The organism is Ectopseudomonas composti (assembly GCF_001567565.1).
In the GTDB taxonomy this organism is placed as follows: Bacteria; Pseudomonadota; Gammaproteobacteria; order Pseudomonadales; family Pseudomonadaceae; genus Aquipseudomonas; species Aquipseudomonas composti_A.
The window spans coordinates 82,674-104,798 of sequence record NZ_LSSW01000032.1 but is presented as its reverse complement, the minus strand read 5'-3'; the positions used below and the strand labels follow the sequence as shown (position 1 = coordinate 104,798).

Annotated in this window: 18 protein-coding genes; 11 read left to right on the top strand and 7 right to left on the bottom strand. The window is 64.9% G+C overall.

Annotated elements, in window-relative coordinates; all coding sequences use genetic code 11:
• Nucleotides 1-4 precede the first annotated feature (4 nt).
• The 5 genes from PCLY_RS23135 to PCLY_RS23115 all read left to right on the top strand — a co-directional run bounded on the left by PCLY_RS23135 (nt 5) and on the right by PCLY_RS23115 (nt 6,475).
• Nucleotides 5-304, top strand: coding sequence for a hypothetical protein (locus PCLY_RS23135; RefSeq protein ID WP_061242727.1), 300 nt, complete (start codon nt 5-7; stop codon nt 302-304).
• Nucleotides 305-358: 54 nt separating this feature from the next.
• Entirely contained in the window at nt 359-1,096 is a 738-nt protein-coding gene (locus tag PCLY_RS23130; RefSeq protein WP_061242725.1) for a putative metalloprotease CJM1_0395 family protein, read from the top strand.
• A gap of 169 nt (nt 1,097-1,265) precedes the next feature.
• Nucleotides 1,266-3,071 carry a phenylacyl-CoA dehydrogenase gene (locus PCLY_RS23125; RefSeq protein WP_061242723.1) on the top strand — a complete coding sequence of 602 codons (1,806 nt, stop codon included), beginning with the start codon at nt 1,266-1,268 and terminating at the stop codon, nt 3,069-3,071.
• 131 nt (nt 3,072-3,202) lie between these two features.
• Nucleotides 3,203-4,522: a GGDEF domain-containing protein gene (locus tag PCLY_RS23120; RefSeq protein WP_394326862.1), complete on the top strand. Its 1,320-nt coding sequence runs from the start codon at nt 3,203-3,205 to the stop codon at nt 4,520-4,522.
• A 174-nt stretch (nt 4,523-4,696) separates the two neighbouring features.
• Complete coding sequence (locus PCLY_RS23115; protein ID WP_061242721.1) at nt 4,697-6,475, top strand: acyl-CoA dehydrogenase C-terminal domain-containing protein; 1,779 nt, start codon at nt 4,697-4,699, stop codon at nt 6,473-6,475.
• A 52-nt stretch (nt 6,476-6,527) separates the two neighbouring features.
• Here PCLY_RS23115 and PCLY_RS23110 read toward each other — a convergent pair whose 3' ends face one another.
• On the bottom strand, nt 6,528-7,121 hold the full coding sequence (locus tag PCLY_RS23110; RefSeq protein ID WP_061242719.1) for a HutD/Ves family protein: 594 nt from the start codon (nt 7,119-7,121) through the stop codon (nt 6,528-6,530).
• Between the two features lie 226 nt (nt 7,122-7,347).
• Here PCLY_RS23110 and hutI point away from each other — a divergent pair, with 226 nt between their 5' ends.
• From hutI to hutC, 6 genes are all read left to right on the top strand, one after another.
• On the top strand, nt 7,348-8,565 hold the full coding sequence (hutI, locus tag PCLY_RS23105) for an imidazolonepropionase (RefSeq protein ID WP_061242717.1): 1,218 nt from the start codon (nt 7,348-7,350) through the stop codon (nt 8,563-8,565).
• On the top strand, nt 8,555-9,490 hold the full coding sequence (hutG, locus tag PCLY_RS23100) for a formimidoylglutamase (protein ID WP_061242714.1): 936 nt from the start codon (nt 8,555-8,557) through the stop codon (nt 9,488-9,490). The genes hutI and hutG overlap by 11 nt, the downstream gene beginning before the upstream one ends.
• Before the next feature lie 83 nt (nt 9,491-9,573).
• Nucleotides 9,574-10,899 carry a YjiH family protein gene (locus tag PCLY_RS23095; RefSeq protein ID WP_061242712.1) on the top strand — a complete coding sequence of 442 codons (1,326 nt, stop codon included), beginning with the start codon at nt 9,574-9,576 and terminating at the stop codon, nt 10,897-10,899.
• A 38-nt stretch (nt 10,900-10,937) separates the two neighbouring features.
• A complete protein-coding gene (hutU, locus tag PCLY_RS23090; protein WP_061242711.1) occupies nt 10,938-12,599 on the top strand; it encodes a urocanate hydratase in 1,662 nt (553 codons plus the stop codon).
• A gap of 113 nt (nt 12,600-12,712) precedes the next feature.
• Nucleotides 12,713-14,248, top strand: coding sequence for a histidine ammonia-lyase (gene hutH, locus PCLY_RS23085; RefSeq protein ID WP_061242820.1), 1,536 nt, complete (start codon nt 12,713-12,715; stop codon nt 14,246-14,248).
• A gap of 129 nt (nt 14,249-14,377) precedes the next feature.
• Complete coding sequence (gene hutC, locus PCLY_RS23080; protein ID WP_061242708.1) at nt 14,378-15,088, top strand: histidine utilization repressor; 711 nt, start codon at nt 14,378-14,380, stop codon at nt 15,086-15,088.
• An 80-nt stretch (nt 15,089-15,168) separates the two neighbouring features.
• Here the strand turns inward: hutC and PCLY_RS23075 are convergent, their stop codons facing one another.
• The 6 genes from PCLY_RS23075 to PCLY_RS23050 form a co-directional block, all read right to left on the bottom strand.
• Complete coding sequence (locus tag PCLY_RS23075) at nt 15,169-15,828, bottom strand: endonuclease (protein ID WP_061242706.1); 660 nt, start codon at nt 15,826-15,828, stop codon at nt 15,169-15,171.
• A 374-nt stretch (nt 15,829-16,202) separates the two neighbouring features.
• Entirely contained in the window at nt 16,203-17,081 is an 879-nt protein-coding gene (locus PCLY_RS23070) for an alpha/beta hydrolase family protein (RefSeq protein WP_061242704.1), read from the bottom strand.
• Complete coding sequence (locus tag PCLY_RS23065) at nt 17,078-17,659, bottom strand: TetR/AcrR family transcriptional regulator (protein ID WP_061242703.1); 582 nt, start codon at nt 17,657-17,659, stop codon at nt 17,078-17,080. The genes PCLY_RS23070 and PCLY_RS23065 overlap by 4 nt, the downstream gene beginning before the upstream one ends.
• 309 nt (nt 17,660-17,968) lie before the next feature.
• On the bottom strand, nt 17,969-18,526 hold the full coding sequence (locus PCLY_RS23060; RefSeq protein ID WP_061242700.1) for an NADPH-dependent FMN reductase: 558 nt from the start codon (nt 18,524-18,526) through the stop codon (nt 17,969-17,971).
• Between the two features lie 194 nt (nt 18,527-18,720).
• Complete coding sequence (locus PCLY_RS23055) at nt 18,721-20,274, bottom strand: acyl CoA:acetate/3-ketoacid CoA transferase (RefSeq protein WP_061242698.1); 1,554 nt, start codon at nt 20,272-20,274, stop codon at nt 18,721-18,723.
• 83 nt (nt 20,275-20,357) lie between these two features.
• Nucleotides 20,358-21,743, bottom strand: a complete 1,386-nt coding sequence (locus PCLY_RS23050) for a GntP family permease (RefSeq protein WP_061242695.1) — start codon at nt 21,741-21,743, stop codon at nt 20,358-20,360.
• Nucleotides 21,744-22,125: the final 382 nt, after the last annotated feature.

The following is a 22,125-nucleotide window of genomic DNA, read 5'->3' as shown; positions in this document are numbered from 1 at the left end:
GCCGATGGAAATCTCCGCCAACGCATTCAATTCGGGTTTGAACGGTATTCAGGCCGGGCAACGCCGTGTCGAACAGGCAGCCGGTGATATCGCCAGCGGCAGCATCAACCCCGCGCAACAGACCACTCAGACGCCGCCGCAGAATCAGGTCAATCCGAGTTCGCAGGTTTCCGAGCGTAGCCGCCCGGACCTGACCGAAAGCCTCGTGGCACTGCGTGTCGGTGAAAACGAAGTGCGCGCCAATGCGCGCGTCGTCGACACGGCCGACGAAGTGCTGGGCACCCTGATCGATACCCGCGCTTAAGTCGTCTCACCCCGGCCGCGCGGATGCGGCCAGCAGCGGGGCAGGAGGGCGCTCATGCAGATCGGCAGCAGCCTGCCACCTTTCACTCCCGCGCCGTCCGCCAGTACGGCAAGGCCGCTGTCGCCCGAAGTTTCCCCTGACATTGCCCGTGCCGACCAGGCACCTGTCGCTGCGTCGCAAGAGCAGCAGGCCGACTCCCCGGCCTCCGGTCGAGACGAGGCGGATCGCGATGCCAGCCCATCGAGCCGTGCAGGCGAGCCTGAGCCCAGCCCCCAGGAGCAGCGCCAGCAACAGCTGGAAATCACCGATCTCGTTCAGCGTGACCGAGAGGTGCGCACCCACGAGCAGGCGCATGCTGCCGTCGGCGGGCAATACGCGGGGGCGCCGACCTACAGTTTCAAGCGCGGCCCCGATGGGCAGCGTTATGCCGTTTCCGGTGAAGTCGGCATCGATACCTCCCCCGTCCCCAACGACCCCGAAGCGACGCTGCGCAAGATGGAGATCGTCCTGCGCGCGGCGCTTGCGCCCATCGAACCTTCCCCTCAGGACATGCGCGTAGCCTCTCTGGCCCAGGCGCAAGCGGCGCAGGCCCGCGTCGAACTGGCCGAGCTGCGGCGTGCAGAGGCCACCAGCGCCAGCGAGGAGGCGGTGGCCGATGACGCGTCTCGCCCCGCCGATGAACAGCCTACCGAGCAGCCGCAGCAGGCTTCGCCGCCAGCGCCTAATCTTGATCTGTATCGGCGTCTGGGCGAATTGCCCGCGCCGCAGCCTCGCATCGATCTGGTCGCGTAGCTGGCCGATTGGCAGCGCTTGACAAGGGGTTGGCGTAAACGTATGTTTCAAACGACTGTTTGATTGCTTTGGCCGCAACCTCGTGGCCGGGCAGCCGGGAGTGATCCCGAGAGCGACCGCCAAGACGGTCACCCCAACTACTAGGAATCCACCGCAGAGGTTTACCGTTATGCCTGACTACAAGGCCCCCTTGCGTGACATTCGTTTCGTTCGTGACGAGCTGCTGGGTTATGAAGCGCACTACCAGAGCCTGCCAGGCTGCCAGGACGCCACTCCGGACATGGTCGACGCCATCCTCGAAGAAGGCGCCAAGTTCTGCGAGCAGGTTCTGGCACCGCTGAACCGTGTGGGTGACACCGAAGGCTGCACCTGGAGCGAGTCCGGCGTGAAGACGCCGACCGGCTTCAAAGAGGCTTATCAGCAGTTCGTCGAAGGCGGTTGGCCGAGCCTGGCCCATGACGTCGAGCACGGCGGCCAGGGTCTGCCGGAATCCCTCGGCCTGGCCATCAGCGAGATGGTCGGTTCGGCCAACTGGTCGTGGGGCATGTACCCGGGCCTGTCCCACGGCGCGATGAACACCATTTCCGCCCACGGCACCGCCGAGCAGCAGCACGTCTACCTGACCAAGCTGGTCTCCGGCGAGTGGACCGGTACCATGTGCCTGACCGAGCCGCACTGCGGCACCGACCTGGGCATGCTGCGCACCAAGGCAGAACCGCAGGCCGATGGCAGCTACAAGGTCAGCGGTACCAAGATCTTCATCTCCGCGGGTGAGCACGACATGGCCGACAACATCGTCCATATCGTTCTGGCCCGTCTGCCCGATGCACCGGCTGGTACCAAGGGGATCTCGCTGTTCATCGTGCCCAAGTTCCTACCCAATGCCGAAGGCGGCGTAGGTGAGCGCAACGCGGTGTCCTGTGGCTCGATCGAGCACAAGATGGGCATCCACGGTAACGCCACCTGCGTGATGAACTTCGATGGCGCCACCGGCTTCCTGATCGGCCCGGCCAACAAGGGCCTGAACTGCATGTTCACCTTCATGAACACCGCTCGTCTGGGTACCGCGCTGCAAGGCCTGGCCCACGCCGAAGTCGGCTTCCAGGGTGGCATCAAGTACGCTCGCGAGCGTCTGCAGATGCGTTCGCTGACTGGCCCGAAAGCGCCGGACAAGGCGGCTGACCCGATCATCGTGCACCCTGACGTACGCCGCATGCTGCTGACCATGAAGGCGTTCGCCGAAGGCAACCGCGCCATGGTCTACTTCACCGCCAAGCAGGTGGACATCGTTCAGCACAGCCAGGACGAAGAAGAGAAGAAAGCCGCTGACGAACTGCTGGCTTTCCTGACTCCGATCGCCAAGGCCTTCATGACCGAGGTGGGCTTCGAGTCCGCTTCCCATGGCATGCAGATCTACGGTGGCCACGGCTTCATCAGCGAGTGGGGCATGGAGCAGAATCTGCGCGACTGCCGCATCTCCATGATGTACGAAGGCACCACCGGCGTTCAGGCGCTGGACCTGCTGGGCCGCAAGGTGCTGATGACGCAGGGCGGCGCCCTGAAGAACTTCACCAAGATCGTGCACAAGTTCTGCCAGGCCAACGAAGGCAACGATGCCGTCAAGGAGTTCGTCGAGCCGCTGGCCAAGCTGAACAAGGAGTGGGGTGACATCACCATGAAGATCGGTATGGCGGCGATGAAAGATCGCGAGGAAGTCGGTGCCGCGTCGGTGGACTACCTGATGTACTCCGGCTACGCCTGCCTGGCCTACTTCTGGGCCGACATGGCGCGCCTGGCTGCCGAGAAACTGGCAGCTGGTACCGACGACGAGGCTTTTTACAAGGCCAAGCTGCAGACCGCGCGCTTCTACTTCGCACGTATCCTGCCGCGTACCCGTACGCACGTCGAAGCCATGCTGTCCGGCGCCAGCAACCTGATGGACATGGACGAAGAGCACTTCGCTCTGGGCTTCTAAGATCGGCTCGATGCCCTATCCGTTAGGTTGAACGACAACGCCGCCCCTTCGGGCGGCGTTGTCGTTTTTGCGCCGGGTACTGAAGCGAATGTCGCATCCTGTCGCTGTTTTCAACAGGCGAAGCAGGCAGAATGCCTGCATCTCTCGCCAAGGATGTCAGCGTGATACGTCTGGCCAATTTGCGCCTCAGCCACTTCTTCTCCTCGCTGCCGTTGCTGGTAGGGGCATTGCTGGCTGCGCGCTTGCCGGTATTGAGCGAGTTCTTCATCTCCCTGTTCAACGTACTGCCGACCCTGCTGCTGTTGCTCGGCGGCGCCTTCTGTCTGGTCTATGGTCGTCAGCGTGAAGTGTTTCTGCTGCTGGCGCTGTATGTCGGCTACTTCCTGCTGGATATCCAGGTCGATCACTTTCGTAACAATGGTCAGGTGCGTGACGATGCGGCGCTGGTCTTCCATCTGATCTGTCTGCTGCTGCCGCTGCTCTATGCCCTCTACGGTTGCTGGGAGGAGCGCTCGCATCTGCTGCAGGACATCTTCGCCCGCTCGCTCGTGCTGCTGGCCGTCAGCGCGGTGGCCGTCGGGCTCGCGCGGCGTTATCCACAGGGCATCGCCGAATGGCTGGCGCAGATCCACTGGCCTTCGCTGCACGGTGCCTGGATGAGTCTCGCGCAGCTGTCCTACCTGGTCTTCCTGCTGGCGTTCATTGCGCTGCTGGCGCAGTACCTGCGCCGCCCCCGCCCGCTGCATGCGGCGCAGCTGGTGGGTTTGTTCGGCCTGCTGTGGATGCTGCCGCAAGTGTTCATCCTGGCCAACGCGCTGCAGGTGATGATCAGCCTGGTGATGCTCATGCTGGTGGCGGCGGTGGCGCACGAGGCTTACCAGATGGCCTTCCGTGACGAGCTCACCGGGTTGCCTGGACGGCGCGCGCTCAACGAGCGCCTGCAACGCCTGGGGCGTGATTACGTGATCGCTATGGTCGATGTCGATCACTTCAAGAAATTCAACGATACCCACGGCCACGACGTGGGCGATCAGGTGCTTCGTCTGGTCGCCAGCCAGCTGCGCAAGGTCGGTGGCGGCGGCAAGGCGTATCGCTATGGTGGCGAGGAGTTCACCCTGCTGTTTCCCGGCAAGAGCGTGGAGCAATGCGTGCCGCATATCGAGGCCGTGCGCGTGGCCATCGAGCAATACCGCATGCAGCTGCGCGACTCGCAGAGCCGGCCGCGTGATGATCGTGAGGGCAAGCAGCGCCGCGCCGGCAAGACAGCCAGCGAAGTCTCGGTGACCGTGAGCATGGGGGTTGCCGAGCGGCAGGCCGAGCAGCGCACGCCGCAGGAGGTGATCAAGGAAGCGGACAAGGCGCTCTACAGCGCCAAGGCCGCCGGGCGCAACTGCATACGCAGCGCCTCGCATCGGCGTGGCGCCGTCAAGCTGGCGTCAGGGGGCCAATGAGGTCCTGGCGGACGAATGGTCGTGACGGAATACTGGTCGTTCTGCAGAGGTGTTTTCACATCAGACAGTTGCTGACCTGTCGTGAATCATTGGTCACAACACGACCCTATGTGTCTATAAAGTTGTTCAAGTAAACTCGGTCATCTCACGTAAGTCCGTTTTCGAGGATGTGCCATGGCCGATTACAAAGCCCCCTTGCGCGACATGCGCTTCGTGCTCAATGAAGTATTCGAAGTCTCCAAGCTCTGGGCCGAGCTGCCGGCCCTGGCTGAGGTGGTGGATGAAGACACTGCCAACGCCATTCTCGAAGAGGCCGGCAAGGTCACCGCAGGCAGCATCGCCCCGCTGAACCGCAGCGGCGATGAAGAAGGCTGCTCCTGGGAAGATGGCGTGGTGAAAACCCCGGCTGGCTTCCCCGAGGCCTACCGCACCTACGCCGAAGGTGGCTGGGTGGGTGTCGGTGGCGCGCCTGACTTTGGCGGCATGGGCATGCCCAAGGTGATCGGTGCGCAGGTCGAGGAGATGGTCAACTCGGCCAGCCTGTCCTTCGGCCTGTATCCGATGCTGACCGCTGGCGCTTGCCTGTCGATCCTCAATCACGCCAGCGAGGAGCTGAAGGCGCAGTACCTGCCGAACATGTATGCCGGTGTCTGGGCGGGATCCATGTGCCTGACCGAGCCGCACGCTGGTACCGACCTGGGCATCATCCGCACCAAGGCCGAACCGCAGGCCGATGGCAGTTACAAGATCAGTGGCACCAAGATCTTCATCACCGGCGGCGAACACGACCTGACCGAGAACATCATCCACCTGGTGCTGGCCAAGCTGCCGGACGCACCGGCTGGCCCGAAAGGCATCTCGCTGTTCCTGGTGCCGAAGATCATGGTGGGCGCCGACGGTTCGCTGGGCGAGAAGAACGCCCTGGGCTGCGGCTCCATCGAGCACAAGATGGGCATCAAGGCCTCGGCCACCTGCGTGATGAATTTCGACGGCGCCACCGGCTACCTGATCGGCGAAGTGAACAAGGGCCTGGCGGCCATGTTCACCATGATGAACTACGAGCGTCTGGGCGTTGGCATCCAGGGGCTGTCGCTGGGTGAGCGCAGCTACCAGAGCGCCATCGAATACGCCCGCGAGCGCATCCAGAGCCGCGCCCCGACCGGCCCGGTGGCCAAGGACAAAGCGGCTGATCCGATCATCGTGCACCCGGACGTGCGCCGTATGCTGCTGACCATGAAGGCGCTGAACGAGGGCGGTCGCGCCTTCTCCAGCTACGTTGCCATGCAGCTCGACACCGCCAAGTACAGCGAGGACAAGGCAACCGCCCAGCGTGCCGACGAACTGGTAGCGCTGCTCACTCCGGTGGCCAAGGCCTTCCTGACCGACATGGCGCTGGAAACCACCGTGCATGGCCAGCAGATCTTCGGCGGCCATGGCTTCATTCGCGAGTGGGGCCAGGAGCAGCTTGTCCGGGATTGTCGCATCACCCAGATCTACGAAGGCACCAACGGCATCCAGTCGCTGGATCTGATGGGGCGCAAGATCGTCGGCAGCGGCGGTAGCTACTACAAGCATTTCGCCGACGAGATCAGGGCCTTCGTTGCCTCGGCCGATGCTTCCATGGCCGAATTTACCCAGCCGCTGGCGGCTGCCGTGGACAACCTCGACGCGCTGACCGCCTGGGTGCTGGAGCAGGCCAAGGGTAACCCCAACGAGATCGGCGCGGCCTCGGTCGAGTATCTGCAGGCTTTCGGCTACACCGCCTACGCCTACATGTGGGCCTTGATGGCGCGAGCTGCGCTGGGCAAGGAAGGCGAGGACGAGTTCTACGCCAGCAAACTGGGCACCGCGCGCTTCTACTTCGCTCGCCTGCTGCCGCGCATTCATTCGCTCAGTGCCTCGGTCAAGGCCGGTAGTGAATCGTTGTACCTGCTGGACGCTGCGCAGTTCTGATCACGCGGCATCGTCCAAATGAGCCCCGGCCCGCGTGCCGGGGCTTTTCATTTCAGCAGGTGCACGGGTTCAGCCTGGCCAGGTAGAGCAGGGCGGGGCGTTGCGCTTGCAGGTACAGCTGGCCGCGCTCGTTCTCGATCAGCAGGCCATTGCCCGCCGCCAGGTGGTGCATCGCGCCGCCTGCATTCACGTCGACTGCGCTCTGCGCTGCATTCCACAGCAGCAGTACCGCGGCATCGTTCTCCAGCCCCTGGGTTCCCTGCCATTTCAGCAACTGCACCTGATGCGTCCAGGCGCTTCTTCGGGTCATCAGATTGAGGTCGGTGATCGGGCCGTCCAGCAGTTGCGCGTCGATGGCCTCTTCGCCAGCAAAAACCGCTATGGCGCCAGCGCTATGCAGCGTCTCGACCTGGCCATCCTCGCGTTGCAGGTGCAAGCCGTTGCCGGCGAGCACGGCCAGGCTGCGGTCGATGCCCGGGAAGCTGGAAAAGGCACCACCCACCGCCACCTGAGCACTGCTGATGCGCCAGGCGAAATCCTCCAGGCCGGCGCCTGCTGGCGAGATGGCCAGTTGCAGCGTCATGCCGCCGCCGTTCTTCCAGGGCATGGCCAGGGCAGTTGCGGGATCGAGCAGGGTGAAAGGCATGGATTCTCCAAATGTATATACATAATAGCCGGGGCGACGAGCGGCTTTGATCCCGCAGATGATAGTGGAGTCTCTGAATAGCGGCCGTTAGCTGGATCGCGCGCTATTTGCATAGACATGGAGCGCTTCGCTAATGCCCATGATCATGAACTTATGCGGATTGTGCTGGCTTGACGCCGATTGAATCCACTCATATTGTATATACAAAACAAGCCGGGAGAATCCCATGCCGATGCATTCCACCTCGAAACAGCTCTGGCGCGATGTGCAGGTCTTCGATGGCCTGGCGCAGCTGGACGAGGCGATGAACCTGCTGGTCGATGGCGGTTGCATTGCCGGCCTGTGGCCGTCGCGCACTTTCGACGAGGCGCTGGCGCAAGGCGCAGTCGAAGCCGGGTGTGGCGGCGTGATGACCCCGGGACTGGTCGATTGCCACACCCACTTGGTCTACGCCGGTGACCGCGCCGGTGAATTCGAGCAGCGCCTGGAAGGCGTCAGCTACGAAACCATCGCCCGCAACGGCGGCGGCATCCTCAGCAGCGTGCGCGCTACCCGTGCCGCCAGCGAAGACGAGCTGATCGCCGCCAGCCTGCCGCGTCTCGATGCGCTGCTGGCCGATGGCGTGACCACGCTGGAGATCAAGTCCGGCTATGGCCTGACCGTCGCCGACGAATTGAAGATGCTGCGTGTGGCCCGTCGCCTCGGCGAGCTGCGCCCGGTGCGGGTGCTCACCACCTTGCTCGGCGCCCATGCCTTGCCCCCGGAATATGCCGGCCGCGCCGACGACTACGTCAGCCTGGTCTGCGAGGCGATGATCCCGGCCGCTGCCCGTGAAGGACTGGCCGATGCGGTGGACGTATTCTGCGAAGGCATCGGCTTTTCCCCGGCGCAGTGCGAACGCATCTATCAGGCAGCTCAGGCTCACGGCCTGGCCATCAAGGCCCATGCCGAGCAACTGTCCAACCTGGGCGGCAGTGCCCTGGCCGCACGCTATGGCGCGCTGTCGGCCGACCATATCGAATACCTCAACGAGGCCGGCGTGCGCGCCATGGCCGAGGCCGGCACCGTTGCCGTGCTGCTGCCCGGTGCCTTCCACGTGCTGCGCGAAACCCAGTTGCCGCCCATCGCGCTATTGCGCCAGTACGGCGTACCGATGGCCGTGGCCAGCGACGCCAACCCCGGCACCTCGCCAATCTGCATGCCGACGCTGATGGCCAACCTGGCCTGCACCCTGTTTCGTCTCACCCCACGCGAAGCCCTGGCCGGCATGACCGCCCACGGCGCCCGCGCCCTCGGCCTACCCGACCTCGGCCGCATCGCTGTCGGAGCCCCGGCGGATCTGTGCCTGTGGGATATCCGGCAACCGGCCGAACTGGCCTACGCGGTGCAGGCCGGGCGTCTGCGCCAGCGCGTGTTCAATGGAGTTGTGACCTATGCTCGCTGATCGTCACAGCATGGCCGCCTGGAGTGGTCGCACCGACCCGGAAGCCGATAGCGCGCGCTGGCACCAGCGCATTCGCTCGCTTACCGAAGACAGCCAGCCCGGCCTGGCTTTGCTGGGTTTTGCCTGCGACGAAGGTGTGCGCCGCAACCATGGCCGTGTCGGCGCCGCTGCTGCGCCGCAAAGCGTGCGCAAGGCCTTGGCCAACCTGGCCTGGCATCGTCAGGCGCCAGCCTATGACGCCGGTGACGTCACTTGCGAGGACGGCGATCTGGAAGCCGCCCAGGCGCGTCTCGGTCGTAACGTCTGCGCGCTGCTGGACGCCGGCCATCTGCCGCTGGTGATTGGCGGCGGTCATGAAGTGGCCTTCGGCAGTTGGTCGGGCCTGGCCGAGCACCTGTCCGGCAACCCCGCTCCCAAAATCGGCATCGTCAACTTCGACGCCCATTTCGACCTGCGCGACCCGGCCCATGTGCATTCCTCCGGCACGCCCTTCGCGCAGATCGCTGAGCAGTGCGCCGCGCGCGGCTGGCCGTTCCGCTACGCCTGCCTCGGCGTCAGCCGCGCCAGCAACACCCGCGCGCTATTCGCCCGCGCCGCTGAGCTGAACGTGCTGGTGCGCGAGGATCATGAGATTCGCGAGTCGACCCTCGATGCCATCGGCGCCGAGCTGGACGCCTTCGCCGCCGAGTGCGACGCGCTCTACCTGACCATCGACATCGACGTGCTGCCGGCCTGCGAGGCGCCGGGCGTCAGCGCGCCGGCCGCCCGTGGCGTGCGCCTGGAGCTGCTGGAGCCGCTGCTCGAACGGCTCAAGGCCAGCGGCAAGCTGCGCCTGGCCGACCTGGCCGAGATCAACCCCGAATACGACATCGACAACCGCACCGCCAAGGTGGCGGCGCGGCTGATTCATCTGCTCAGCCTCTGAGCTCGACGCTTTCCCGCACAACAACAACTACGAGGAAACCCCGATGTTCATCACCGTCCGCCGCTGCGGCCAGGAGCCGCGCCATGCCTGAGTCACTGTCCTTGAGCGGCGGCGTGTCGCGCCCGCGCGCCCTGGCGCGCCTGCTGGGTTACAGCCTGATCGGCTTGCTGCTGTTCTTCGTGCCGTTCGAGATCGCCGGGCGTTCGACCATCCTCCTCGACCACGCGGCCAGCGCCCTGCAATTGCATGCGCGGCCACTGGTGATCGGCGTGGCACTGCTGTTCATGCTCTACGGTGCGCTGGCGCCCTGGCTCGACGGCAGCTGGCGGCGCAGCCTGACCCACAGCGTATTCAGTGTGCTCAAGGTGTGCGGCCTGCTGATCGGCGCCGCCTACCTGCTGCAGCTCGGCCCGCAGGCGCTTTACCAGCCGGGCATGCTGCCGTTCCTGTTCGACAAGCTGGTGCTCAGCCTGGCGCTGATCGTGCCGCTGGGTTCGCTGGCGTTGGTGTTCCTGATCGGCTTCGGCCTGCTGGAACTGATCGGCGTGCTGATGCAGCCGGTGATGCGCCCGATCTGGCGCACGCCGGGCAAGTCGGCTATCGATGCCGTGGCGTCCTTCGTCGGCAGCTACTCGGTGGGCCTGCTGATCACCGACCGTATGTACCAGCAGGGCCATTACAGCGTGCGTGAGGCAGCGATCATCGCCACCGGCTTCTCCACCGTGTCGGCGCCGTTCATGGTGATCATCGCCAAGACCCTGGGCCTGATGGGCCAGTGGAACCTGTATTTCTGGAGCGCCATGGCGGTGACCTTCGCCGTCACCGCGATCAGCGCGCGCATCTATCCACTGTCGCGTCTACCGTCCGAGTCCACGCCCGAGGCGCAACTGCTGCCCGGCGAAAGCCGCCTGGGCAGTGCCTGGCGCGCCGGGATGGAGCAGGCCGGTAATGCGCCGTCGCTGTGGTCGGCCCTGCGTGAAACCTTCGTCGATGGCCTGCGCATGACCGCTGCCATCCTGCCGAGCATTCTCGCCGTCGGCCTGCTCGGGCTGCTTGCTGCCAAGTACACGCCGCTGTTCGACGCCCTCGGCGTGCTGCTCTACCCGCTGACCTGGCTGTTCGGTCTGGACGAGCCGATGCAGGTGGCCCGCGCCATGTCTGCCGGGCTGGCCGAGATGTTCCTGCCGGCGATGCTGCTCAAGGACGCCGAGGTGCTGGTGAAGTTCGTCACCGCCATCGTCTCGGTCAGCAGCGTGCTGTTTCTCTCTGCCTCGATTCCCTGCGTGCTGGCCACGCGGATTCCCCTGAGCCTGGGCCACCTGCTGCTGATCTGGCTGCAGCGCACCCTGCTCAGCCTGCTGTTGGCCATTCCGCTGGCCTACCTCGCCCAATTTCTGGGCTGGCTCTGACCGCCCACCCCTGACCCGTTCCTACAGGAGCCCGCAACATGACCAAGTTCCGCGACACCGAAATCCGCGCCCCACGCGGCAATACGCTCACCGCCAAGAGCTGGCTGACCGAAGCGCCGCTGCGCATGCTGATGAACAACCTCGACCCGGACGTGGCCGAGAACCCCAAGGAGCTGGTGGTGTACGGCGGCATCGGCCGTGCCGCGCGTAACTGGGAGTGCTATGACAAGATCGTTGAGAGCCTGACCAACCTCAATGACGACGAGACCCTGCTGGTGCAGTCCGGCAAGCCCGTCGGGGTGTTCAAGACTCACAGCAACGCCCCGCGCGTGCTGATCGCCAACTCCAACCTGGTGCCGCACTGGGCGAGCTGGGAGCACTTCAACGAGCTGGATGCCAAGGGCCTGGCCATGTACGGCCAGATGACCGCTGGCAGCTGGATCTACATCGGCAGCCAGGGCATCGTTCAGGGCACCTATGAAACCTTCGTCGAAGCCGGTCGCCAGCACTACGCCGGCAACCTCAAGGGCCGCTGGGTGCTGACCGCAGGCCTGGGTGGCATGGGTGGCGCCCAGCCGCTGGCCGCGACACTGGCCGGCGCCTGCTCGCTGAACATCGAATGCCAGCAGACCAGCATCGATTTCCGCCTGCGCAGCCGTTACGTCGACGAGCAGGCCACTGATCTGGATGACGCCCTGGCGCGCATCGCCCGCTACACCAGCGAAGGCAAGGCTATCTCCGTCGCTCTGCTGGGTAATGCCGCCGAGATCCTGCCGGAACTGGTACGCCGTGGCGTGCGCCCGGATATGGTCACCGACCAGACCAGCGCCCACGACCCGCTCAACGGTTACCTGCCGATTGGCTGGAGCTGGGCCGAGTACAAGGATCGCGCAGCCACCGACCCGGCTGGCGTGGTCAAGGCCGCCAAGCAGTCCATGGCCGTGCACGTGCAGGCCATGCTCGACTTCCAGAAAATGGGCGTGCCGACCTTCGACTACGGCAACAACATCCGTCAGATGGCCAAGGAAGAGGGCGTGAGTAATGCCTTCGACTTCCCCGGTTTCGTCCCGGCCTACATCCGCCCGCTGTTCTGCCGCGGCATCGGCCCGTTCCGCTGGGCGGCGCTGTCCGGCAACCCCGAGGACATCTACAAGACCGACGCCAAGGTCAAGGAATTGATCCCGGACGACGCCCACCTGCACCGCTGGCTGGACATGGCCCGCGAGCGCATCGCCTTCCAGGGCCTGCCGGCGCGCATCTGCTGGGTCGGTCTGGGGCAGCGCGCCAAGCTTGGCCTGGCGTTCAACGAGATGGTGCGCTCCGGTGAGCTGAGCGCCCCCGTCGTCATCGGTCGCGACCACCTGGACAGCGGCTCGGTGTCCAGCCCCAACCGCGAGACCGAAGCGATGCAGGACGGCTCCGATGCCGTGTCCGACTGGCCGCTGCTCAACGCCCTGCTCAACACCGCCAGCGGCGCCACCTGGGTCTCGCTGCACCACGGCGGTGGCGTGGGCATGGGCTTCTCCCAGCATTCGGGTATGGTCATCGTCTGCGATGGCACCGATGAAGCCGCCGCGCGCATCGCCCGCGTACTGACCAACGACCCGGGCACCGGGGTGATGCGTCACGCCGATGCTGGCTACCAGATTGCCATTGACTGTGCCCGCGAGCAGGGTTTGAACCTGCCGATGATCGGCTAAGGCTCAACGCCGGCCCGATGGGCCGGCGCATCAATCACTGCAAGTACCGCGATTTCAGCCATTATTCGGCTCTGATTCGCCAGGCGCGAACTCACTCCGTGGAAGAACAGAACATGACCACCCTGAACCTGAAACCCGGCCAACTGACCCTGGCCGACCTGCGCGCCGCCTACCAGGCGCCCGTGCACCTGACTCTGGACGCCAACGCTCACGAAGCCATCGACGCCAGTGTTGCCTGCGTCAACCAGATCATCGCCGAAGGCCGCACCGCCTACGGCATCAACACCGGTTTCGGCCTGCTGGCCTCGACCCGCATCGCCAACGACGACCTGGAAAAGCTGCAGCGTTCGCTGGTGCTGTCGCATGCCGCCGGCATCGGTCAGCCATTGGATGACGCCTTGGTGCGTCTGATCATGCTGCTGAAGATCAACAGCCTGGCGCGCGGCTTCTCCGGCATTCGCCGCCAGGTGATCGAGGCGCTGATCGCCCTGGTCAACGCCGAGGTCTACCCGCATATCCCGCTGAAAGGCTCGGTCGGTGCCTCCGGTGATCTGGCGCCGCTGGCGCATATGTCGCTGGTGCTGCTCGGCGAAAGCCAGGCGCGGCACCAGGGCCAATGGCTGCCGGCCAGCGAGGCGCTGGCCATCGCCGGCCTGGAGCCGATGACCCTGGCCGCCAAGGAGGGTCTGGCCCTGCTCAACGGTACCCAGGTGTCCACCGCCTACGCCCTGCGCGGGCTGTTCGAGGGTGAAGACCTGTACGCCGCGGCCAGCGTCTGCGGCGCGCTCAGCGTCGAGGCGTTGCTGGGTTCGCGCTCGCCCTTCGATGCACGCATCCATGCCGCTCGCGGTCAGCGCGGGCAGATCGACGCGGCGGCTGCCTTCCGCCATCTGCTCGGCGACAGCAGTGAAATCGGCCGCTCCCACGCCGCCTGCGACAAGGTGCAGGACCCGTATTCGCTGCGCTGCCAGCCGCAGGTCATGGGCGCCTGCCTGACCCAGCTGCGCCAGGCTGCCGAGGTGTTAGCCGTCGAGGCCAACGCGGTATCCGACAACCCGCTGGTGTTCGCTGCCGAGAGCGAGGTGATTTCCGGCGGCAACTTCCACGCCGAGCCGGTGGCCATGGCCGCCGATAACATCGCCCTGGCCATCGCCGAGATCGGCTCGCTGTCCGAGCGCCGTATCTCGCTGATGATGGACAAGCACATGTCGCAACTGCCGCCGTTCCTGGTGGCCAACGGCGGGGTCAACTCCGGCTTCATGATCGCCCAGGTCACCGCTGCCGCACTGGCCAGCGACAACAAGGCCCTGGCTCACCCGCACAGCGTCGACAGCCTGCCCACCTCGGCCAACCAGGAAGACCACGTGTCGATGGCGCCGAACGCCGGCAAGCGTCTGTGGGACATGGCCGAGAACACCCGTGGTGTGCTCGCCGTGGAATGGCTCGGCGCCTGCCAGGGCCTGGACTTCCGCGAGGGGCTGAAAAGCACGCCGGCCCTGGAGCAGGCGCGCCAGGCATTGCGCGCCAAGGTGCCGTACTACGTCGAGGACCGCTTCTTCGCCCCGGACATCGCCGCCGCCGACGAGCTACTGGCCGAACGCGTGCTGACGCCACTGCTGCCGGCCGGTATGTTGCCTTCCTTGAGCTGAACTGCTTAGCCCGGATGCAATCCGGGGCCTGGGTTTTGAGGCTCCCGGATTGCATCCGGGCTACGGCGCTGGGAGCGGAGCGCTTAGCTCCGCTATCATCCGCGCACCCGGTCTTGCCAAGGAGCTTTCGTGACCACCACCCCGCGCTACAAAGCCATCGAGGCCTTCCTGCTGGAGCGCATCCAGGGCGGCGCGTTTCCGGTCAACCACCAGATCCCGCCGGAGGAGCAGCTGGCGCGCGACTTCGGCGTCAGCCGCATGACCGCCAACAAGGCGATCCAGAACCTGGTGCAGCAGGGCTACCTGATGCGCCAGGCCGGCCTCGGCACCTTCGTCACCGACCGCAAGGCCGAATCGCCGCTGCACGAGGTGATGAACATCGCCAGCGAAGTGCGCGGTCGCGGCCACGCCTACGCCAACCGCGTGCTGCGTTGCGAAGCCATTGCCGCCGACGATGAAGTGGCCCTGCGTCTGGGCGTGCGCCTGGGCACCGAGGTGTTTCACAGCGTGCTGGTGCACCTGCAGGACGGCTTGCCGATCCAGCTCGAGGACCGCTTCGTCAATCCGCGCTGGGTGCCCGATTACCTGGCGACTGATTTCAGCCAGCGCACGCCCAACGAGGTGCTGGTGGCGAGTAGCCCGATGTCGGATGTCGAGCATGTGGTCGAGGCCGTGCTGGTGGACGCGCGTACCGCCGAACACCTGCAGATCGACCCGGCCATGCCTTGCCTCAGCGTGATCCGCCGTACCTGGTCCGGCGATCACCTGATCAGCTACGCACGGCTGATTCATCCCGGTGAGCGCTACAAGCTGCGCTCGCTGCACAAGCGGCGGGGGTAAGTGCGCCGGGCGCACCGAGAGGTTCTGAACAACAGCGATGTTCGCCAGATTGCCCGGTGCGCGCGGCGCGCCCCAGGGCTCTAATCGCTGATCAACTGATCCACCAGCGACGGATCATCGATAAAGCGATTGCGGGTGTCCTGCAACGTTTCGATCCTGTCGTTGCGTGCGCGCTCTTCGTCGTCCGGCGGGTCCAGGCGGTGCCAGGCCTTGTACATCGGCACCAGGCCGACGATGGGCAAGCCGTATTCGACATGCATGTAGAAGATCGCGCGGGCGATGTTGCCCTTGGCTTCGTCACGCGGCTCCACCAGCTGGAAGCTGGTTCTCATGTCGCAGCCGATATCGGCGAACTTGCTCGGCAGCTCATCGGCCAACTCGCCGAACTGCGCATTGCGCCTGACCAGCTCGACGCGGCTCAGGGCCGGATAGTGGTTGTGCAGGTCGGCGACTATGAACGGATAGCGCGGGTTCATGATGGTGCACTGGCGGTCGGTGATGCAGCGCATCGCGCTCTTGAGCTGCTTGCTGCTGTAGATTGGGCTGGCGGTCAGAGCCCCGCTCTCGCGTTCGAAGCTCTGGCCGCAATAGAGCGTGGTGCCGCCATTGCCGTACAGGTCTTTCCAGAACGCCTGCTCGATGGCCTGCTTGGGGTCGCCTAGCTGAGTCTGACCGCCGGCCAGGGAGACGGTGCTGATGCAGGTTGCCAGGCAACCGAGAAGCAGGGTAACTGCGCGCATACTCTAGCCCCAGTGACCGCCGTTGTCGGGGTCTGTTGTTTTTGTAGGACAAGCTGGAGTCTAGCAAGACGTACGTCACAAAAAACACAGCCACCTGACGCCTCCCAACTTGAGATAGCCAGGGCAAAGTGGGGCTGCAGGCAGCGGATGGCGCCGTGTAAGCCATGGCTTACATGATGTCCCGATTATCGCCACTGTTGGCCGATCAGGTACGAGCGTACTCTGCACAGCATGGATTCAGCGCAGGAAGCGCCTAGACGAACAAGGACACGCTGGACAGCCGCCAGGATGGTGAGCAGATCAAGGATGTCAGGACAAACAGTCTGCAAGGCCCCGCAATCGCGGGGTTTTCTTTTTTCTGCGCTTGAAAATCTTCAGGCCGCCACTCGCTCGGCCATGCGCAGCTCGAACCAATCCAAAGTCTCGTCCCACAGGCGCTGCGCCGCAGGGCGGAAATACCCCATATGACCAATGTCGCCCAGGCCCTCAGCTTGTGAGTCGAGCGTGCGCGCCTGGTAGGGCGCGTTGCCGTAAGCGGCCATGAAGGCATCGCGTGAGGCGGGTGGCGCCCACAGGTCGTCCAGGCTGTTGAGCGCCACCATCGGCGTGTTCACCTGGGCGAAGCGCTCGGCCAGCCCCGGCATCTGCGGGTCGTCGAAAAAGTAGCGGGGGAAGCGGCACCAGCGTTTCCACTGGCGGTAGACGCCCAGCGGCAGATCCTCCCCCATGCCCAGCTTGCTCCAGGCCAGATAGCCCTTGTAGCGCGTCATCAACGGGCCGATCACCCGCCACATGGCCAGCACGCGCAACTGCTCGCTCTTGGGCATCCAGCCATGCCAGCCGGCGCCGGTGCCGAAGGTGTAGAAGCCGGCGACCTGATTGTGATTGGGCAGCAGACCGAAGGCGTGACCGCCGAAGGAGTGGCCAACCATGAACAGCGGGCGCTCGGCATGCCGGTGCTGATCCACGGCAGCAGCCAGGTCGAGGTGAGCCCAGTCCAGGTACTCCATCTCGAAGCCGCGCAGGCTGGCCGGCCTGGACTGACCGATGCCGCGATAGTCCAAGGTCAGGGTGTTGAAGCCGCGGCCGGCGGCGTATTCGGCAAAGCGGCGGTAGAAGCCTTGCGGCACCCCGGTGGCTCCGGCGATCAGCAACTGCGCTCGGGGCTGCTCGGCGTGGTAGCGCGTGGCGGCCAGTGGGTAGTCGTCGAGGGCGAGCAGGGGCAGTGTTTCACTGCGGATTGGCGCATTCATGCTGGCGTGGACTCCGTGTGCTGCTGGCGGGTCAGATGGAGCAGGGTGGTGACGGCCTGTTTCAGTGGCTCGCTGCTGCCGGCGACGCGTGCTTGCAGCAAACCCCCTTCGTAGAGCGCGACGAACAACGCGGCCAGCCCCTCCGGCTGTGGATAGCCGTGGCGCTGTAACTGCTGCTGCAGCGCCTGGCGGATGGTGACGAAGGCATTGGCCAGGGCTGCACGAATTTCATGATCTTCCGGGCCGCTTTCCAGGGCGACGGCGGCCAGCGGGCAGCCGCGTTCGAAGGCGCTGTCCTGCAACTGCCCGAGAGCGCCGTGCAGCCAGGTGGTCAGCGCATCGAGTGGATCGGCCTGACACTCGAAGAGCGTGGCGAACGCCTGCCCGGCGCGCTGGCCGACGCGTTCGATAGCGGCTACCGCCAGCTCGGTCTTGCCGTTCGGGAAGTGATGATAGAGGCTGCCCTTGGGCGTCTCGGCGGCGGCCAGCAGTTCGCTCAGGCCGACGCCATGCAGGCCTTTGCGCTGCAGGGCATCGATCATGGCGTCGATCAGTTTGTCGCGTGTGGTCTTGGTCATGGCCAGGATTATGTAGACCGGTCGGTCTAGTGGCGAGTGCCATTCAGGACATGGATCAGGGCATATCGGCAACGCGCACTCGGCTCAGGGCGTGTCCCAGGCGCCATCGAGCGCCGTGCGCAGCAGATCGATCATCGCCTGCCTGGACCCTGCATTCGCGACGGCGCGCCGCATGCCGCTCCGGCCAACGCCCCCTGTTGCGTCTGCTCGATTATCTTTCAGGTGCTCACGCCCATATGACCTGAGCACCCTTTTCGAGTCTGTCGCGACGCCCCGGCCGGTCAACGGCGGGGCGTTGTTTATGCGGGTTCAGCCGACATGCTTGCTGACCCAGGCGGCGTAAGCGTCGATGAATTTCTGCAGGAAGGGTTTGATGCTGTCGCTGAGCGCACCGTTGTCGTCGAAGAAGTTGCCGGCGCCGCCAAGATAACCTTCCGGCTGCTGCAGCACATGCACGTCGAGGAACACCAGGCACTGGCGCAGGTGGTGGTTGGCGCCGAAGCCGCCGATGGCGCCTGGCGAGGCACTGAGCACGGCGCCGGGCTTGCCGCTGAAACCGCTCTGGCCATAGGGGCGCGAGCCGACATCGATGGCGTTCTTCATCGCGCCGGGAATCGAGCGATTGTATTCCGGGGTGACGAACAGCACCGCGTCGGCGGCCTTGAGCTTGCTGCGAAACGGCGCGTAGGAGGCCGGGGCGCTGTCGCCGTCGGCGTCTTCGTTGTACAGCGGCAGGTCGCCGATCTCGATGATTTCCAGGTTAAGCGAGGCGGGTGCCAGATCAGCCAGCGCCAGGGCCAGTTTGCGGTTGATGGAGGCTTTGCGCAGGCTACCGACCAGTACGGCGACGTTGTAGGTCTTGCTCATGTTTACTCCAGAGGCTGTGGTGAGGAAGGAACCACCACTATAGACCTCGGATTTTTCAGCAGGTGCTGGTCTTGGGCGCCATCAGGGCGCTGGATGCGTCTGGTCGAGCCCGCTGACTGTCTTGCGTCACAGCGGCGGAGCAAAAAAAACGGGCCGATCGGGCCCGTAAGTTCACGCTCAAAGTTGTCCTGGTGTCAGCCCAGGCAGTGCGCCAGGCCGATGGCCTCGGGCCTGAACAGCCGCGCGTCCATCAGTTTCGGCTCGCGCACGATGGGGGCGAAGTCCATGCGCGCGAGAATGTCGCGCTCGATGTCCACGCCCGGCGCCACTTCGATCAGTTCCAGGCCTTCACGGGTCAGACGCAGCACGCAACGCTCGGTGACGTAGAGCACCGGCTGGCCGCGTTCGGCGGCCAGGCGCCCGGCGAAGGTGCGGTGCTCCACCTCGGCGACGAACTTGCGCACGTCGCCGTCCTGAACGATGAGTAGCTGACCGTTTTCGATGCGGATATCCTGCGCGCCCGCACTGAACGTGCCGACGAACACCACCTGCTTGGCGTTCTGGCTGATGTTGATAAAACCGCCAGCCCCCGCAAGGCGACTGCCGAACTTGGACACATTTAGGTTGCCCGCCGCATCGGCCTGGGCCAGGCCGAGAAAGGCGATGTCCAGGCCGCCGCCATCGTAGAAATCGAACTGATAAGGCTGGTCGAGCAAGGCGCTGTGGTTGCTCGCCGCGCCAAAGTCCAGGCCCGAGGCCGGCACGCCGCCGATCACGCCGGGTTCGGCGGTCAGGGTCAGGCGCTCGATCACGCCTTCTTCGGCAGCCACTGCGGCGACGCCCTCGGGCATGCCGATACCAAGATTGACCACCGCGCCGGCCTTGAGCTCCAGCGCGGCGCGGCGGGCGATCAGCTTGCGCACGTCCAGCGGCATCGGCGCCAGGCTGTCCATCTCCACCCGGGTCTCGGCGGCGAAGGCCGGGTTGTAGGCGGTGGCGAAGGTCTGTTGGTGATTGCCCGGTTCGGCCACCACCACGCAGTCGACCAGAATGCCGGGGATCTTCACCTGGCGCGCATTCAGCGAGCCGCGCTCGACGATGCGCTCGACCTGGGCGATCACCAGCCCGCCGCTGTTGCGTGCAGCCATGGCGATGGCCAGGCTCTCGATGGTCAGCGCCTCGCGCTCGAAGCTGAGGTTGCCGTCGGGATCACTGCTGGTGGCGCGGACGATGCCGACGTGGATCGGGAAGCTCGGGTAGAACAGATAGTCTTCGCCATCGATGGGCATCAGCCGCACCAGATCGCTGGTGGTACGCGCATTGAGCTTGCCGCCGCCATGACGCGGGTCGACGTAGGTGCCCAGGCCGACACGCGACAGCTGCCCCGGCTTGCCGGCGGCGATATCGCGAAACAGCTGGGAGATCACCCCCTGCGGCAGGTTGTAGGCCTCGATGCGATTGTCCACCGCCAGCTTCTGCAGCCCCGGCACCAGGCCCCAGTGGCCGCCGATCACCCGGCGCACCAGGCCTTCATGGGCCAGGTGGTTGAGGCCACGGCCCTTGCCGTCGCCCTGGCCAGCGGCATACACCAGGGTCAGGCCCTGTGGCGCCTGCTCAGCGACGAAACGCTGCTCCAGGGCGATGGCGATCTGCTCGGCGAAACCGATGCCGACGAAGCCACCGGTGGCCAGGTTGGCGTCGTCCGGAATGCGCGCCACGGCGTCGGGGGCGGTCATGATCTTGCTCATTGCGGGTACTCGTGAATGGCAGAGGACTGTAGGAGCGGCCGGGCGGCGTTTCGCTTCAGCCACGACCGCTCCTGCAGCGGTCATCAGAAGCTTCCAAACAGGGTGCCGAGGGTAATCACTACCGCCAGCGCCACCATCGGGAAAGCCACGGTGTTGATGAAGATGAACTTGTACGACTCACGGTGGGTGAGCTTGCAGATCGCCAGCAGCGAGATCACCGCGCCGTTGTGCGGCAGGGTATCCATGCAGCCCGAGGCCATGGCGGCGACGCGGTGCAGCAGCTCGGGGCTGATGCCGGCGGCGTTGGCCAGGGTCAGGTATTGCTCGCCGAGGGTCTTCAGCGCGATGGACATGCCGCCGGAGGCCGAGCCGGTGATACCGGCGAGAATATTCACTGCCACCGCTTCGGAAATCAGCGGGTTGCTGGACACGCCCAGCACCAGATCACGGATGACGACGAAGCCAGCCAGCGAGGCGATCACGGTGCCGTAGCCCACTTCGGCAGCGGTGTTGAGGATCGGCAGCATGGAGCCGAAGGCGCCGTCGTTGACGCTCTTCTTCAGGTCCATCCAGCGTTTCCAGTGTAGGGCGATCAGCAGCACGATGGCGGCGCCGAGGGCGACGATGATCGACCAGATGCCGATCAGCGACTTGGCATCCTGCAGGCCGCCGTATTCCGGCTTGGCCAGGTAGCTGGTATCCATCGTCGGCAGAATCTGCTTGGCCATCAGGAAGTTCAGCGCGATCACCACGAAGATCGGCAGCAGTGCCAGCCAGAAACCGGGAATGTCGCGGCGCTCTTCGACGACCGGATCGTCACGGTGCTCGCCATAGCCTTCACCTGCGGCCATCAGCTTGCGCGACTGCGCAGTGAGCCACCAGGTGCCGAGGCCGAACATGATCAGCCCGGCGATCACCCCCAGGCCTGGCGCGGCGAAGGCGTCGGTGCCGAAGAAGGGGTTGGGGATGGCGTTCTGGATCGCCGGGGTGCCGGGCAAGGCGGTCATGGTGAAGGTGAACGAGCCGAGGGCGATGGCGCCGGGGATCAGGCGCTTGGGAATGCCCGCTTCACGGAACAGCGCGGCGCCGATCGGATACACGGCAAAGGCCACCACGAACAGCGACACGCCGCCGTAAGTGAGGATGCCGCAGGCCAGCACGATGGCCAGGATGGCGCGCTCGCTGCCGACTTTCGCGACTATGCCGTGGGCGATGGCGCGGGCTGATCCCGAATCGTCCATCAGCTTGCCGAACAGCGCGCCGAGCAGGAACAGCGGGAAGAACTGGATCACGTAGCCGCCCATGGCCTTCATGAACACCTGGGTGTAGGTGGGCAGCAGCAGGCCGATGTCACCGGCGAACAGCAACGCCAGCAGGGCCAGCAGCGGGGCGAGGATCAGGACGTTGATGCCGCGATAGGCGAGGTACATCAACAAGGCGAGGGACAGCAGAATACCGAGGGTACCCATGGGTGATTCCTTTTGTTGTTGTTCTAGCGGCTCGAGGCCGTTTTATCGGAAAGGCGCGGATACGGCAGCGCACCTTTGCCGGATATAGAGCCAGAGTCGTGCCAGGGTGGGGTAAGACCTTGGTCGATGGGGCTGGAAGGCTTGTGGGCAGGGGATTTCAGGCTTTCGTGCCGAGTGCGGGGTAGGTAGACCGGACGTAGATAAGTGTCCAGTTTTCTGGATTTATTCCATTTTTTTGGATTTTATTTGGAGGGAATTCCAGAAATATGGACACGTAGCCGACAACGGTATTTGTAGGAGCGGCTTCAGCCGCGAAGCGATTTCCGGCTCGGTGACAATCGCGGCTGAAGCCGCTCCTACGACCAGTCCCGTAGCCCGGATG